15 protein-coding genes are annotated in these 14,034 nt (G+C 41.7%); 5 read left to right on the forward strand and 10 right to left on the reverse strand.

Features of this window, described 5'->3' with window-relative positions:
• Positions 1 to 73: 73 nt before the first annotated feature.
• The 3 genes from MKZ02_RS01210 to MKZ02_RS01220 all read right to left on the reverse strand — a co-directional run bounded on the left by MKZ02_RS01210 (position 74) and on the right by MKZ02_RS01220 (position 4,100).
• Entirely contained in the window at positions 74 to 2,737 is a 2,664-nt protein-coding gene (locus tag MKZ02_RS01210; protein WP_340851453.1) for an MMPL family transporter, read from the reverse strand.
• Positions 2,738 to 2,740: 3 nt separating this feature from the next.
• A complete protein-coding gene (locus MKZ02_RS01215; protein WP_120035969.1) occupies positions 2,741 to 3,187 on the reverse strand; it encodes a MarR family transcriptional regulator in 447 nt (148 codons plus the stop codon).
• 304 nt (positions 3,188 to 3,491) lie between these two features.
• The gene (locus MKZ02_RS01220) at positions 3,492 to 4,100 is read right to left on the reverse strand and encodes a flavin reductase family protein (protein WP_120035967.1); all 609 of its coding nucleotides are present in this window, start codon (positions 4,098 to 4,100) and stop codon (positions 3,492 to 3,494) included.
• Positions 4,101 to 4,226: 126 nt separating this feature from the next.
• Between MKZ02_RS01220 and MKZ02_RS01225 the strand changes: the two genes are divergently transcribed.
• On the forward strand, positions 4,227 to 4,973 hold the full coding sequence (locus MKZ02_RS01225; RefSeq protein WP_340851456.1) for a MerR family transcriptional regulator: 747 nt from the start codon (positions 4,227 to 4,229) through the stop codon (positions 4,971 to 4,973).
• A 51-nt stretch (positions 4,974 to 5,024) separates the two neighbouring features.
• On the opposite strand, the gene MKZ02_RS01230 is transcribed toward MKZ02_RS01225, so the two are convergent.
• Positions 5,025 to 5,798: a vWA domain-containing protein gene (locus MKZ02_RS01230; protein WP_340851457.1), complete on the reverse strand. Its 774-nt coding sequence runs from the start codon at positions 5,796 to 5,798 to the stop codon at positions 5,025 to 5,027.
• A gap of 227 nt (positions 5,799 to 6,025) precedes the next feature.
• On the opposite strand from MKZ02_RS01230, the gene trhO reads away from it, so the two are divergent.
• Positions 6,026 to 6,985, forward strand: coding sequence for an oxygen-dependent tRNA uridine(34) hydroxylase TrhO (gene trhO, locus MKZ02_RS01235; protein WP_340851459.1), 960 nt, complete (start codon positions 6,026 to 6,028; stop codon positions 6,983 to 6,985).
• Between the two features lie 227 nt (positions 6,986 to 7,212).
• On the opposite strand, the gene MKZ02_RS01240 is transcribed toward trhO, so the two are convergent.
• The gene (locus MKZ02_RS01240; RefSeq protein ID WP_340851460.1) at positions 7,213 to 8,412 is read right to left on the reverse strand and encodes a cytochrome P450 family protein; all 1,200 of its coding nucleotides are present in this window, start codon (positions 8,410 to 8,412) and stop codon (positions 7,213 to 7,215) included.
• A 197-nt stretch (positions 8,413 to 8,609) separates the two neighbouring features.
• Positions 8,610 to 8,975, reverse strand: a complete 366-nt coding sequence (locus MKZ02_RS01245) for a hypothetical protein (protein WP_340851461.1) — start codon at positions 8,973 to 8,975, stop codon at positions 8,610 to 8,612.
• A gap of 181 nt (positions 8,976 to 9,156) precedes the next feature.
• Between MKZ02_RS01245 and MKZ02_RS01250 the strand changes: the two genes are divergently transcribed.
• Positions 9,157 to 10,305 carry an MFS transporter gene (locus MKZ02_RS01250; RefSeq protein WP_120035961.1) on the forward strand — a complete coding sequence of 383 codons (1,149 nt, stop codon included), beginning with the start codon at positions 9,157 to 9,159 and terminating at the stop codon, positions 10,303 to 10,305.
• Here MKZ02_RS01250 and MKZ02_RS01255 read toward each other — a convergent pair.
• From MKZ02_RS01255 to MKZ02_RS01270, 4 genes are all read right to left on the reverse strand, one after another.
• Entirely contained in the window at positions 10,299 to 10,661 is a 363-nt protein-coding gene (locus MKZ02_RS01255; RefSeq protein WP_142927235.1) for a DUF2085 domain-containing protein, read from the reverse strand. The two genes, MKZ02_RS01250 and MKZ02_RS01255, sit on opposite strands and share 7 nt — an antisense overlap.
• The gene (locus MKZ02_RS01260; protein ID WP_340851463.1) at positions 10,658 to 10,936 is read right to left on the reverse strand and encodes a hypothetical protein; all 279 of its coding nucleotides are present in this window, start codon (positions 10,934 to 10,936) and stop codon (positions 10,658 to 10,660) included. Before MKZ02_RS01260 ends, MKZ02_RS01255 begins: the two co-directional genes overlap by 4 nt.
• 319 nt (positions 10,937 to 11,255) lie before the next feature.
• Positions 11,256 to 12,173: a UDP-N-acetylmuramate dehydrogenase gene (gene murB / locus MKZ02_RS01265; protein ID WP_120035959.1), complete on the reverse strand. Its 918-nt coding sequence runs from the start codon at positions 12,171 to 12,173 to the stop codon at positions 11,256 to 11,258.
• 272 nt (positions 12,174 to 12,445) lie between these two features.
• Positions 12,446 to 12,778, reverse strand: coding sequence for an MGMT family protein (locus MKZ02_RS01270; protein ID WP_340851467.1), 333 nt, complete (start codon positions 12,776 to 12,778; stop codon positions 12,446 to 12,448).
• 236 nt (positions 12,779 to 13,014) lie between these two features.
• On the opposite strand from MKZ02_RS01270, the gene MKZ02_RS01275 reads away from it, so the two are divergent.
• Together MKZ02_RS01275 and MKZ02_RS01280 are read left to right on the forward strand one after the other, a co-directional pair.
• Positions 13,015 to 13,374: a DoxX family protein gene (locus MKZ02_RS01275; protein WP_340851469.1), complete on the forward strand. Its 360-nt coding sequence runs from the start codon at positions 13,015 to 13,017 to the stop codon at positions 13,372 to 13,374.
• Between the two features lie 208 nt (positions 13,375 to 13,582).
• Positions 13,583 to 13,993, forward strand: coding sequence for a GyrI-like domain-containing protein (locus MKZ02_RS01280; RefSeq protein WP_340851470.1), 411 nt, complete (start codon positions 13,583 to 13,585; stop codon positions 13,991 to 13,993).
• Positions 13,994 to 14,034: the final 41 nt, after the last annotated feature.

Raw genomic sequence — 14,034 nt, forward strand, 5'->3', positions numbered from 1 at the left:
CCGCTACCTCAATTCCACCTAAAAAGCCGTTGGCAGTCATGTATATAATGACTGCCAACGGCTTTTCTTTCTATTATGATTCTTTTCTTTTAAAAGGCCACCAGACTCCCCGATCAAAGGAAACCGTAATAGCCGGGATAAGCAGTGGCAAAATAATTAAACCATAGAGCAGCAGCCCGGTGATCACGATCGTAGCAATTTGCACAAGACTGAGCACTCCTGATGGCATCATTGCCCCAAACGTACCGGCAAGAATAACAGCCGCTGTAATGATAACTGTACCCATTTTAGCCATTGACTTGACCATTGCCTGCGGGATAGTCACGCCATCTGCTGCTTCTTCACGGAAGCGGTCAAGCAGGAAGATGGAATAATCAACACCAAGTGCTACAAGCATGACAAAGCCGAAGAATGGCACAGCCCAGCTAATACCATCATAGCCAAGCCAATTAACGAAAATTAGCTCTGATACGGCTACAGACGTAAAATAAGTAAGCAATAGTGAGCCTATCATATACAGTGGCATGATAAGAGACCGAAACAGGGCGGTTAAAACAACAAATAAGCTAATAAGCATAATGGTTACGGTGCGGGTAAAATCTTCAGAAGCAATCTCTTTTAAATCACTGTTCATGCTTGATACTCCGCTATACGCAGTCTCCACCTTTTCAAAAGGTGTGCCTGTCACCGCGCGCTGTACGGCTGCCTTCACTTTTTCAACCGTTTTAATCGCTTCAGTTGAATACGGATCGTCGGAAAGAATTACCTCAAGCATCACACCTGTTTGCTGATCGATTGTATACCGGTCCAGCACTTGCTCAAAGTCTTTATTTTCAAGTGTCCCCTCCGGGATAAACATTCCCGTATCCCGCAGCCCTTTCGATTCGCTCATATTAGTCATCATTGAGGAAACGGTATTCAGGCCCTTTTTTACTTCTGATAAACCATTGTTAGCAGATCCAACACCTTCCGAAAGCTTTGTTAACCCGCCTTTTAACTGGCTGATTTGACCTGCGGAGTTTTCTAGCTGGCCGGCAGCATTCCCAATCCCCTGCTGTACTTGGCCAAGCTGCTGTTGGAGCATGCCCAACTGTTGAACGGTTCGCGGAATATTTTGTGATTGCTGAAGCCCTTTCGAAACGAGGCCAATTTGTTCATTAATTTTTCCAAGCCCTTTGGCGGCTTCACCAAGACCTCCCGCTCCCGCAGATGCTTGATCTCCAGCCGGCAGCTGCTTCGTCACTTCATTAAGTCCATTTTGTACTTTTGTTAATCCGCCCTGGACTTCACCAAGCCCCTCTTGTGCTTTCGTTACACCTTCAGCTAGCTGACCAAGCTGCTGATCAACGTATAAATCTTCAATAACCTTGCCGGTCGGGCGAGTGATGGTACGCACTTCTTTGACGCCCTTCACTTTTTCTATCTCCCTGCTAATGGATTCTACATAAGGAACCGTTTCTTCTGTTACTATATCTTTCTTGTGCTTCAGAATCACTTGTACGGGCAAGGAATCTCCTTTTCCAAAGCCTTTTTCAATCGCATTCAGCCCTTTAACAGATTCATAGTCACTGCCAATTTCCTCCACGGTGTTATAAGACTGGTCATTATCGTACGTAAACAGTAGCGGAACGGCTATCACAGCTACGACAAGCATAGATAAAAGCGGCCGTTTAACAGATAACGAACTGAATAAGATCCAAATCTTGCTATCGTGATGAGCAGCTGATTTCTTTGAAGGCCAGAACAATTTATCCTTCAGCACCGCCATAAAGAACGGCATGATTGTAAATAACACAAACAGCAACACGATGATGCCAACAGCGACGCCAACAGCTGATTTAAAGATAGGAAATTGTGCAAAACCGATGGCAGAAAACCCGATAAATACAGCTAATCCGCTGATTAACAATGTTCTTCCCGCTGTTTTATATGTGTTTACTATCGCTTCCTCGACTGTATGTCCGGCAAATAGCTCTTCTTTATACCGGCTCAGCAATAAAATACAGTAATCTGTTCCGATACCGAAAAGAACAGCCACTAAGAAAATTTGGGTATAGTTTGATACCGGGAAGCCAAACCAGTCAATAAAAAAGGCGACGAATGATTGGCTGAGCAAGTACGTAATGCCGACAGCAAGCAGTGGGATAAATGGCGTAACAAATGAGCGGAATACTGCCAGCAGCAAACCAAAAATCAGAACAACTGTAATGACTTCTGTTCGCTTCAAACCTTCCTGAGCACTCACGTTCACATCATGATTAATGATCGCCTCTCCCGTCAAATAAACCGTTCGATCTTTTGGTACCACTTTTGAACGTATGTTTTCCGCAAGGTCATTCACTTCTTCATCTGTGCCATCTACTGTGATTGGAACGAGCACTGTTTTTTTGTCCTCAGACACTAGCTGCTCTTCCAAATCTTTATTCTCGAAAGGATTAAGTACCTCCTTTACAGGAGTACCCAGCTTGTTTAGATCATCTACTGTTTGGGCTATCTCCTTCCTAGATGCTTCATTAAGCTTTTCCTTTAACGGGAAAACAAGCGATATTGTTTCTTCCCCCGCTCCTGCTTTCTCTAATATCTCGGTCGCCCGCTGAGAAGCAGCATCATCTGGCAACTGAAATGTGCCTGCTTTCTCCGCCTGTTTTGTTAGGTTAGGTGCCAGGACAAAGAGAACGGCTGTCAATACAATGATCCCCACCGTAATAGGCCATTTCCATTTAATCACTTTTCTCATTCACTACACTCCCTTCACTTTCAACACTTCCTTCAGCTTGCGGAACGTTTTAACAAACTGTTCAACCTCCTGTTCTTCCACCTCATCAGACAGCAGCTGTTCAATGTACTCATATAACACTTGATCCGACTGCTGCACAATGGCTTTTCCTTTCTCCGTCAGCTCCACAAGCTTTGTTCGCTGATCCCCTTCTGCTTTCCCTGTTCGAATCAATCCATTTTCATCTAGTTGCTTTAGACGGTGGGAAATGGCACTCTTGTGAACTCCCTGCATGGCTGCCAACTGTCCTACAGCAATGAGACCATGCTTGTTGATAATTTTCAGCGACTGCATCTGCTCCGGTGAGTACTCACGCCATAACGGATTATCCACTGATTTAATTACCCTTTCTGTCCCATAAATGATCACTTCCTCGAACAATTCCACCGCTTCTCTTAATTGTTTTTTCACATTAGTTGCCCCCCTAAACATTATATAAGTTTAGGGGCTCAACTAATGAATGTCAATGTAAAAGCCTGAAGATAAGCATTAACAGCCGGTTAAATACAAACGGTTCCTCTATACATAAAAAAGAGAACTTTAAAAAGTTCTCTTTAAAATGCGGACAAATCCTAACATACTCGTTCTGAAGCCGCTTATTTTTAAATGTATGAAGCCTGTCAATGCCGCCTGTATCATAAAGCAAAAATAGTGTTAGCTTGGATGATTCTCCTACTTTTTGGAATAATGTTTTATCTGTCTTCTTCTGCTCTTATTATTTTGGCCGTTCCAAAGAAAAAATTTCACCTACTTTAGCATAATCAGCCCCTGCTAGCCGGCTAACAGCTTTTAACTCACTATAATTGATTTTTCCTTTGTTATAAATCTGCTCCTCAAAGTGAAAGAGAACAACCCTTCCAATTAACAGATCAGTTGAAGGAGCATCTTCCCCTCCCAATTCAAAGGCCTGTTCCAGCACACATTCCATTCGAACACCCGCTTCTTTCACACCCTGTACAGAAACTTTCGTGCTCTCGATTGGTATTAAGCCGGCCAAATCAATTTCACTTTCATCAGCCGGAAGCATAGCTGCCGTCTCATTAATTTTTCCTACATTCCTTTCATCCACGATATGGACAACAAACTCCTTTAACTGTATCGCATTGCGGGCTGTGTCTTTTTGCTTCTCTCCGGCTCTCTGGATCGCCAGAGATATCAACGGCGGATTGGCAGAAACAATATTAAAATAACTGAAGGGCGCACCGTTTAATGTTCCATCCTCTGCTATTGTCGTCACAAAAGCAATGGGCCTTGGGACAATGCTACCAATCAAAAGCTTATAATTATCCTTTATGCTGTTAGCTGCTGGATCAACTGAGATCAACGTAATCACTTCCTATAAAATTTTATTTAGTCTATCATTTTCGTAGCGCTAAAATAATATGTAAATTGCTGTTGACTCTCTCGTTACGTCATACTTTATATTACAAATATAAGGGAGGCAACAATCATGGTAATGAAAATTAAAGAAGTCGCTGATATGGCAGGAATTAGTGTGCGCACACTGCATCATTATGATCAAATTGGACTGTTGCGTCCAACCCATACAACAAAAGCGGGCTATCGCTTGTATACAAATGAAGACCTTGAGATGCTCCAGCAAATCTTATTTTTCAAAGAACTCGGCTTCCCTTTAAAAAAGATAAAAGAAATCATTGACAGTCCTTCATTTGACCGCAGGGAAGCGTTGGAGCTGCATCAGAAAATGCTAATTGAAAAACGCCGCCGGCTTAATCAGATGATTGCGACTGTCGAAAAAACCATTCAACATATGAAAGGAGACATTCAGATGTCAAACAAAGAAAAATTTGAGGGCTTTGATTTTAGTCAAAACCCTTACGAACAAGAGGCCCGAGAACGTTGGGGCAACAAAGCAGTAGACGAATCAAACGCTAAGCTAGCCAGCATGTCTAAAGAAGAACAAGACGACTTATCTAAAGGGATGAATGCCATCTATATAAAGCTTGCGGCTCTCCGCAATGATCCGCCTGAGTCCAAAGAAGTACAGACAGCTATTAAGGAATGGTACTTGTTTTTGAATAAGATAGGCAGCTATTCTCTTGATGCATTTAAAGGGTTGGGCCAGATGTATGTTGCTGATGAGCGATTCACGAAAAACATTGATCAGTTTGGGCCGGGGCTTGCGAAATTTATGTGTGAAGCAATGGCCATTTATGCTGACAACAATAAAAATTAGCCTTTGCAGATAAGACTATGTGGGATCAGGTGCACCTTCGCCTGATCCCTTTTATTTGCCGAACAACCTGCTAAAAAACCCTTTTTGCTCTTTAGAGGATGATTCTGGTTCTGATTCCGGCTCTGCTGTTGCTGCCGTTTCTTTTTGTGCCATATTATTTGTTAATATCCCCTTTTGTGCCGCTTCCTTTAGCCAACTTGGAAATTCATTTAACAAAGCATCATAGAGCTCATTGTCAGAAATTTTCTCAATCTCTTCGATGTGAAGGAAATTAGCATTGTCCGTCTCTCGTCCTTCTAGTGTGTCTAGCTTTTTTAAGAAGTCGAAATTGCCATTGCCAATCCCAACAAACTGCCAGAACAATGGCTTGTCCGCTGATCCTTCGATAAGGGACTTAATATTTTTCCGGCAGCCGCCATCATTGATGAAAACGATAAAGGCCGGATCTTTTGCAGTCTCTTCCTGCAAATACTTCGTCAAAACATCTTTCATAACAGGCAATTCCTCATTCCTGCCAAATTTATGCACGCTATCATCTTGCAAAATTTCTCTATCCACATACCCTTCAAAATCTTTCTCTGTCACCGGCTCAAGGCGTGAGAATTCATTATCGTATACCCAAACATCCAGCTTTCCATCATCGTCAAATTCCGCAGCCACAGCTAAAATCCGTTCCACTACCTTTTGAACTGTACCTTTTTTGTAGAGTGTTCTCATCGAACCTGTAATATCCAGCACTAAACCGACACGTGCTGTCACCGCTGTTAATTGTTTTTTCTCCAGAACTACTTTTAAGCTCTTTTTCTGCAGATCAATAGCACCCATTTTATTCCTCCTTCTCACTTTTATTTATTAATTGATATTCCTATCAAAATTGTACAGAATGTTCCATCACATTTAAACTGCTAGCTTCTTTTCAATTGAAAAAACTAACATTTGCTATCTCGCTGAAAAATTGTTTAAATAGTAATGTATGTTTAAAAATAAAACAAAAGGCTCTTTTCTTTTGTTTTATGACTCGAAATCATTTTAAATAGAAGGCGGTAAGAACATTGATTACCACAAAACCATATAGAGTTTTATTATATTACCATTATGTTTCTATAGATAATCCGGAAGAGTATGCAGCAGAGCACTTGGAATTTTGCAAAGAACTTGGGTTGAAAGGGCGCATCCTAGTCTCTCATGAAGGGATCAATGGAACCGTATCAGGAACCGTTGAACAAGCAGAGGCATACATGAGCGAAATGAAGAAGGATCCTCGTTTTGCTGACATGGTATATAAGATTGATGAAGCAGACGAGCATGCATTTAAAAAGATGAAAGTTCGTCCGAAAAAAGAACTTGTGACCCTGCGCCTGGAAGAAGACATTAATCCTTTAGAGCTGACGGGTAAATACTTGGAGCCTAAAGAATTCTTTGAACAAATGCAGCAGGAAGACACCGTCGTTCTCGATGCCCGCAACGATTATGAATATGACCTTGGACATTTTAGAGGAGCCATCAAGCCTGACATCCGGAATTTCCGTGAGCTTCCAGACTGGGTTCGTCAAAATAAAGAAAAATTAGAAGGCAAGAAAATTTTAACGTATTGCACAGGCGGTGTCCGCTGTGAAAAGTTCTCCGGCTGGCTATTAAAAGAAGGCTTCGAAGACGTCGGACAACTGCACGGCGGAATTGTCACCTACGGAAAAGATCCTGAGGTGCAAGGGGAATTATGGGACGGCCAATGTTATGTATTTGATGAGCGCATCAGCGTTCCTGTTAACCAAAAAGAACATGTAATTGTCGGCCGTGACTATTTTTCCGGTGAGCCTTGCGAGCGCTATGTGAACTGTGCTAATCCGGAGTGTAATGAAAAGATTCTAGCTTCAGAAGAAAATGAGCATAAGTATTTACGCAGCTGCTCTCATGAATGCCGTGTCCATCCACGCAACAGATATGTAGCTGAACATGGAATTTCTGAAGAAGAGTGGCAAGAAAGAGTCAAGCAGCTAGAAGAACAGCAATAAACACTAAAAAGCGTCCCTGCTAAAAAGCAGCGGCGCTTTTTTATTGGAGATTTCATTCTTCATTGCAGTTGTGCTTGATCACTTCATTGTTTTAAGTCTTAATTAATTGGCACGTGCTTTTTAAAAAGAAAAACTTCTTTCTGCGATCAAAATGGCAAAACCGCTGATCATGGCAACTAAAGCAGCCATGATCTACAAATAATGACGGCTTTAATTTATTCTTCACATTAGTATAAGGAAACTGGAATTTCTTTGACCCCCCGAACAATCATCCCCGGCCTCCACTCCAGTTTATCTGGGTGAACGCTGAGCTTCATCTCAGGAAAGCGCTGAAGCAGGCTGTTAATGGCAATCTCACCTTCTAGACGAGCAAGCGGTGCACCAAGGCAAAGATGAATGCCTTTTCCAAATGCCAGATGCGGACTCTTTTCTCTTGTAATATCAAGAATTTCCGGGTCCTTAAATTGAGCAGGATCATGATTAGCAGAATTGAGGGCGATAATCACCACTTCACCTTTTCTCATTAATTTTCCTTTGAACTCAAAATCCTCCCCTGCCCAGCGGGAAGTACTAAATTCAACTGGTCCATTAAAGCGAAGCAATTCCTCGATCGCCGTTTGAATTAAATCGGGATTGTTTTTTAGCTTTTTTAGCTGGTCGGGATGCTCCAACAGGGCAAGAACCCCATTTCCAATTAAATTGACAGTCGTTTCATGGCCAGCAATAATGAGCAACGAGACAACTCCATATAGCTCTTTTTCCGTCAGTTGATCGCCTTCATTCTCCGCGTGTATGAGTTGGCTAATCAAATCATCGCCCGGATGCTCTCGAGTCTTGGCAAACCACTCACCAAGGTAGGTAACAAACTCTGTCATATGCTGATACATGTTCTCTGCGTGTTCTCCATTTGACCCTTCAATTAACGAGTTAGACCAAACACGAAACTTATCGCGGTCTGCTGAAGGGACGCCAAGCATTTCGCAAATAACGATAATCGGCAGCGGAAAAGCAAAGTCATCAATTAAATTCATTGTTCCCTGGTCGGACACCTGATCTAAGAGCTCATCTGTAATTTCTTGAATTCGTCCCCTCATGCCTGCAATCATTTTCGGCGTAAAGGCTTTTTGAACTAAACCGCGCAACCGTTTGTGGTCAGGCGGATCAGAAAATAACATATTTTCAGTAAACACACTGCCATGATCCATATTGCCGCCGAATAGTTTTGCAAAATCCTTAATAAATCGTTTATCTTTTAAAGCCTCAACTGCTGCTTCATATGTTGTAATCATCCATCCGTGCTGCCCATCAGGCAAAGCGATGCGGTAGACAGGATCTTCTTCTCTTAATCTTGCATAAGCAGGGTATGGGTTCTTGGTAAATTCTTTTGTAAATGGGACTAAGTTGTCATTGCCTTGAGAGTTATTCATTTGTGATAAAACCTCCGCAATAGTAGTTTTTACAAAAAATTACTGATTTACTAAACCATATCATAGGATGAAGAAGGGCTCAAAATTTAAGAACTAAAAAAACTTTGCCCTCATAGACAAAGTTTTTTAAACACAGTTATTCTCATTGGAGTTGGAAAAAACTATCATTCTAGAATCCATTACTACAGTTCAGGTGCTTAGTATGCGGGCCGGCGTATCTCTTTTACAAGCAGGACAGCCGCAACAAGAAGAATAACCATCACAAAAATAACAGCTACAGTTGAAATAGTAGAAATAAACAGGACAAGTCCTGCTACCTGAAGGACAGCCATATTCACTCCAATAAGAAAGCCTCTTTTATTGTCTTTGCGGCCAGCAATAAACATTTGCAATGTAATTAGATTAACAAGCAGAAAAAGACCGACTATTCTTATAAAAGTAGCGGAAAATATTCCTTCATTTTCCCCTGCACCATATAATATAAATGCCGTAATGGGAACAACAGACAGATTAATAATGAGAAAAGCCAGCCCCCACGTCAACCAAAACAAAACTTTATTCATGTTAAAAACTCCTCTTTTTATGCTCCAAGAGATGAAAATCCTCTTGTTTATTTTGAATCATTTATGATCGAGACTCAACCATTAAGCATGGAAATTTCTAAAAAATACAGGCTGCCTTGACAAAACTTTCTTCAAAAAGAAGAATAATAGGAAGAACATCGGGATAGGAGCGGCTAAAAATATGCGTGTGTTTGTCTATATTATTATCTTCTTTTCGTTTTTTGACTTGTTTACACAACTGCCGATTATGAGCCCCTTTGCAGAAAGCCTCGGTGCCACACCGTTTTTAACAGGGCTTGCTGTTGGCATGTATTCTTTCTCTAATACAATCGGAAATATCCTCTCCGGCTTCCTCACCGATAAAAAAGGGGCCTTTCGAGTATTACTGGCTGGCCTGTTATTTACAGGAGCGGCTTTATTACTCTATCATTTTGCTGTCGATGCCTGGTCACTGCTCGCTATTCGCTTTATACATGGGATGCTCGCTGGCTTGATCGTTCCTGCTGCTTTCACTTATTTAGCGAACGCAGCAAAAGAAGGAAAAAAAGGAAAAGGGGCAGCTATTTCTGGAGCATTTGTTGGTTTAGCAGCCATTGTCGGACCAGCATTCAGCGGCATCGTTGCCAGCCGGACGAGTGAAACGACTGTTTTAACCGTTACCGCCTTGGCTCTGCTCCTGTTAGGTGTACTTGCATTCTTTCTGTTGCGTACCAACAGGAGAGCTAGTGAAGAGAGTAAGCAAAATGAACAAATGAACGTGAGGGATTTCTTTAAAAATGCAGAAGTAGTGAAAGCATTTATCGGGGCATTCCTACTTATGTTTTCTCAGGGAGTGCTCGCCTATATGCTGCCGTTGAAAGTCATTCTTCTCGGCTACGATGCCCAGACGAGCGGAATGCTTTTAAGTGTCTTCGGGATCACAGCTGTTATGATCTTTCTTTTACCTGTTAATACAGTATTTGACCGTATCCAACCCTCATTCACGCTAGCATTTGGAATGGCAATGATGGGAATAAGCCTCGCCTTGGCAAGTCAAATTGAAGCCATTCAATTGCTTTATTTATGTATGGTACTATACGGTATTGGCTTCGCCTTTCTATTTCCTTCTCTTAATTCACTGCTCATTGGAGCCGTCACTCCTGATCACCGCGGAAAAGCCTATGGATACTTTTACGCCTTCTTTTCATTCGGTGTCGTTGCTGGCTCAGGAGTAATCGGCTGGCTAGCTTTTACAATAGCCCAAGGCTTTCTTTTTACTGGTATTTTATTAGTGGTTGCCGCTGTTGGCAGCTTGTTGAAAGAACCGCCCGTCATGAAAGAAAGTCAGTAAAGAATAAAGCGGACACCAGCATTCGCTGCCGCTACAGCAAATTGGGCGAGACCTGCTCCAGCTGCCAATCCCGTTAGGCTTCGTAAAAAGTTGTTGCTTGAACGCAATTTCCACTTTTGTGTGAAGCCGTCGACGAGCAACGGGAGGCAGGCGGCAACAGCTGCGACAAGAGAGGGCAGGAGTGGCCATAACGGCCCATAAATGGCTAGAGGCCCTGACAAAAGCAAGCCGATTAGCAAAAACATGCACCGGAAACAGACAGGGAACTGCCTTCCTTTTACAATTAGCGACCGCTCCGGCTTACGATGGCAAGGCATAAAACTTAATGTAAGAAGATCCATAAAAAAACTTTTCATGGTGAGCAATCCGGACTGCAATCGCAGTCTCCATCCTTGTCACAATCAAATCCTTTGAAGCTAAATACATTCGGCGGACAATCACAGCAATCTGATAAGTCATCCCTCTTCCCCTTTTTTCTTCTGTACCGGAGCACCGTAAATACAAATAACGCAATGCCGAGTATAAGCCAGCCAATCAAGATCATTCTTTCACTATCAGTTGGATTGGATACGAGTCCGGTAATGCTGCCAACCAGACAAATAATTGTTATTAAAAAGCTTAGAAAAATCATGTTCTCTCCCCGCTGTCCCTTGATCTATTTATCTATATGAACAACTCCAATTTGACTTTATCTCTTCCTTGGAAAAACTGCAATTAGTTTTAGAGGAATTAAGATACACTTAACTAAAAAACAGTCCTGAGACGGGACTGTTTTTTAGTGCAGATAAAGTCTGTTTTATATGTTTGCAGGCGGATTAAAGACGTTTGTCTTTCCTGGCGAGAAGCGAATTGATCATGGAATCATGAGCATCGCAGACAAGCCAGCAACAAAGAAATCGAGCGTTTGCCAACAGCTTGAAACAGCCCTATCCTGGGACTGTTTCATAAAACTATTTTATTTCCTCACCGACGATTTTTGCTTCTAGTTCAAGTTCTACTCCGAACGTTTCCTTTACTTTCTGGCGGACCATTTCAATGGTTGCAATATAATCAGCTGCTGTTGCATTGTTTTTGTTAATGATAAACCCAGCATGCTTGGTTGAAACTTCCGCTCCACCGACTCCTTTTCCTTGCAGACCGCTATCCTGAATTAATTTCCCGGCAAAGTAGCCTGGCGGCCGTTTGAATACGCTGCCCACAGATGGGTACTCCAGTGGCTGTTTTGATTCCCTTTGGAATGTAAAATCATCCATTTTTTCTTTAATTTCCGCCTGGTCACCAGCTTCAAGCGTAAAAACAGCTTCAAGCACGATATCTTTATTTTGACTGATAATACTTGTACGGTAACCGAGTGCTAATTCATCTTTCTTCAACGTGCGAAGCTGGCCTTGCTGGGTCACTATTTTGACATGATCAATGACGTCCTTCACCTCACCGCCATAAGCGCCAGCATTCATCACCATCGCTCCGCCGATGGAACCTGGAATTCCGCAGGCAAATTCCAGTCCAGCTAAACTATGCTCATACGCTAAACGGGAAGCATCCTTAATATTTGCTCCCCCTTGAGCAATTAGCTGATTTCCTTCTACGCGAAGGGCTGCCAAATGCTTAAATTGCAATACAATTCCCCGAACTCCACCATCCCGGACAATTACATTCGATCCGTTTCCAAGCAAAGTAAACGGCAGTTGATGCTTTTCCTTTAAACGAATGACCTCAGCCACCGCTTCATATGTTTCAGGCATCACTAAAAAATCTGCTTTGCCGCCGATCTTTACTAATGTATGATCCTTCAACGGCTCATCACGCAGTACGTTTCTTTCACCACAAATGGTGACCAATTCTTTATAAATGTCTTCATTCAGCATATGTTCATACCTCATTACGTTTATCGTATTATTAAAAAATCCACCAGGAAGATACTGTCCTTCCTCTCCTCCATTCTAATCAAAAAAAACTATTTTGGAAAGGGAGACCGCCTTCCTACTTCGATCAACTCCTTTCTAATTATGGATGAACATCTCTTTTACTGCCTTTTTAACTTTTCCAACAACTGAAGCAATGATTAGATTCCGCTTATACTATATATTGATTAATTGATTCTTTCATGCCTTCTTTATCAGATGTTTTCTTTGTTTCATTATCTTCCTTTATGAGAACTTTCAAATTGCTTCAAATCCACCCGCCCATCTTTCGTAAACGGAACACCTTCGTCTTCCAGTAATAACCGCTGCAATTTCCGGGAATTATCATCTGGTACAACTATCTCCCCTTTAGCATTAACTACGCGATGCCAAGGCAGTTTGTACTTCCTGCTCATGGAATGTAAAATCCGAACCACCTGCCGGGCTGCACGCGGACTGCCAGCCATGCGGGCAACTTGTCCATATGTAACAACATATCCAGAAGGAATCTCTTTTAATATGCGGATCACCTCGATAGTAAAGGGTCGTAATGGCCCGTCACTACTCATTCAATCACCCCCACTTTAATGTCTTGCTCAACGGTTCGCCTGTAAAAAATTGTACAGCAAAGAGGCACGGTCTCAAAATGAATGCTGATGATTCGTTATTATTTTATCAGTTTTATTTCCCAAGAAATCTGCTTGTGAACTTTTATTTGTAATCCTCGACTGGTTATAGAGCTATTTTGTTCATTTCATCTATAATCGGGTACAGTAAGAGAAAAAGGAAAGGAGGCGTTGCTGGAATGAGACAGTTATTGCGATTCCTATATGGGATTGGACTTTTTGCTGCGGGTATTCTTCATTTTACACGAACGGCAGGGTCTCAATCGATCATCCCCCGTCAAATCCCTTTTAAAAAGGAGATTGTTTGGATTAGCGGTGTAATTGAAATGTTGTTCGGCGGACTATTGCTTTTAAACAAAGCGGTGACCGCTGTTTCAAGACTGCTGCCAACTTTTTTCGTTGCTGTATTTCCCGCTAATATTTATATGGCCGTTAAAAATTTACCGTTAAACGGAAAACAATTGCCCAAGCCGTTGTTATGGGGCCGTCTGCCGCTTCAATGGTTGCTTATAAGAGGAGCTAGAAAACTCAACCAATAAAAAAACTCTGTTCACTCCTTGCAAGTGAACAGAGTTTTTCTACTTTGAAGCACGATTGGTCTTTTTACTATTTGACAAACAAAAACAAATGTTCTATATTTTAACAAAGGAACATTTGTTCTCTATTGATAAGGGCTGATAAATAAAAATTGTGTTTCCCTTCCTACCTACTAATCAAATAAGCTAATTTATTCGAAAGGGCTGATTAATGATGCAATTGTATTTAGTTAACAGCATTAGAACCAATAATTTTAACGATGATCAAGTAATGGAGAAAATTAAAACGCTGTGGGAAGAGGCTTCCCGAAGTCTGGTAGACAATCAAAATTGTACTTATGGGGTTTATTATGATTATGAAAATAACTACAAAGGAGATTATTCATTAGGTGTCGGTATGGAAAGCAACGCAGAAACCGTATTAAAGATTCCTGCGAATGAGCTTTATCAAGTATTCAAAGTGGATGCAGCCGATGAACAAGGACTATTTAAGACCTGGAGCAAGATATGGGATTTAGAAGAATCAGGCGCCCTGCACCGAGCTTATACGTTTGATTACGAGAAATACTATCCCAGCGGAGAGATTGAAATACATATTGCAATAAAACAAGCACATCCCTAATCCAATAGCTAATTCTGTTTCTAGATTGATCTACAAACCAA

The organism is Pseudobacillus sp. FSL P4-0506 (assembly GCF_038003025.1).
GTDB lineage: Bacteria > Bacillota > Bacilli > Bacillales > Domibacillaceae > Pseudobacillus.

What these genes read in the sequence shown, in the direction of transcription:
- MKZ02_RS01230 (WP_340851457.1), bottom strand. Translation starts at nt 5,798, where the DNA reads ATGGGTGCTATTGATCTGCAGAAAAAGAGCTTAAAAGTAGTTCTGGAG.
- MKZ02_RS01245 (WP_340851461.1), bottom strand. Translation starts at nt 8,975, where the DNA reads ATGAATAAAGTTTTGTTTTGGTTGACGTGGGGGCTGGCTTTTCTCATT.
- MKZ02_RS01225 (WP_340851456.1), top strand. Translation starts at nt 4,227, where the DNA reads ATGGTAATGAAAATTAAAGAAGTCGCTGATATGGCAGGAATTAGTGTG.
- MKZ02_RS01210 (WP_340851453.1), bottom strand. Translation starts at nt 2,737, where the DNA reads ATGAGAAAAGTGATTAAATGGAAATGGCCTATTACGGTGGGGATCATT.
- MKZ02_RS01255 (WP_142927235.1), bottom strand. Translation starts at nt 10,661, where the DNA reads ATGAAAAGTTTTTTTATGGATCTTCTTACATTAAGTTTTATGCCTTGC.
- MKZ02_RS01240 (WP_340851460.1), bottom strand. Translation starts at nt 8,412, where the DNA reads ATGAATAACTCTCAAGGCAATGACAACTTAGTCCCATTTACAAAAGAA.
- MKZ02_RS01280 (WP_340851470.1), top strand. Translation starts at nt 13,583, where the DNA reads ATGATGCAATTGTATTTAGTTAACAGCATTAGAACCAATAATTTTAAC.
- MKZ02_RS01250 (WP_120035961.1), top strand. Translation starts at nt 9,157, where the DNA reads ATGCGTGTGTTTGTCTATATTATTATCTTCTTTTCGTTTTTTGACTTG.
- MKZ02_RS01270 (WP_340851467.1), bottom strand. Translation starts at nt 12,778, where the DNA reads ATGAGTAGTGACGGGCCATTACGACCCTTTACTATCGAGGTGATCCGC.
- murB (WP_120035959.1), bottom strand. Translation starts at nt 12,173, where the DNA reads ATGCTGAATGAAGACATTTATAAAGAATTGGTCACCATTTGTGGTGAA.
- MKZ02_RS01275 (WP_340851469.1), top strand. Translation starts at nt 13,015, where the DNA reads ATGAGACAGTTATTGCGATTCCTATATGGGATTGGACTTTTTGCTGCG.
- MKZ02_RS01260 (WP_340851463.1), bottom strand. Translation starts at nt 10,936, where the DNA reads ATGATTTTTCTAAGCTTTTTAATAACAATTATTTGTCTGGTTGGCAGC.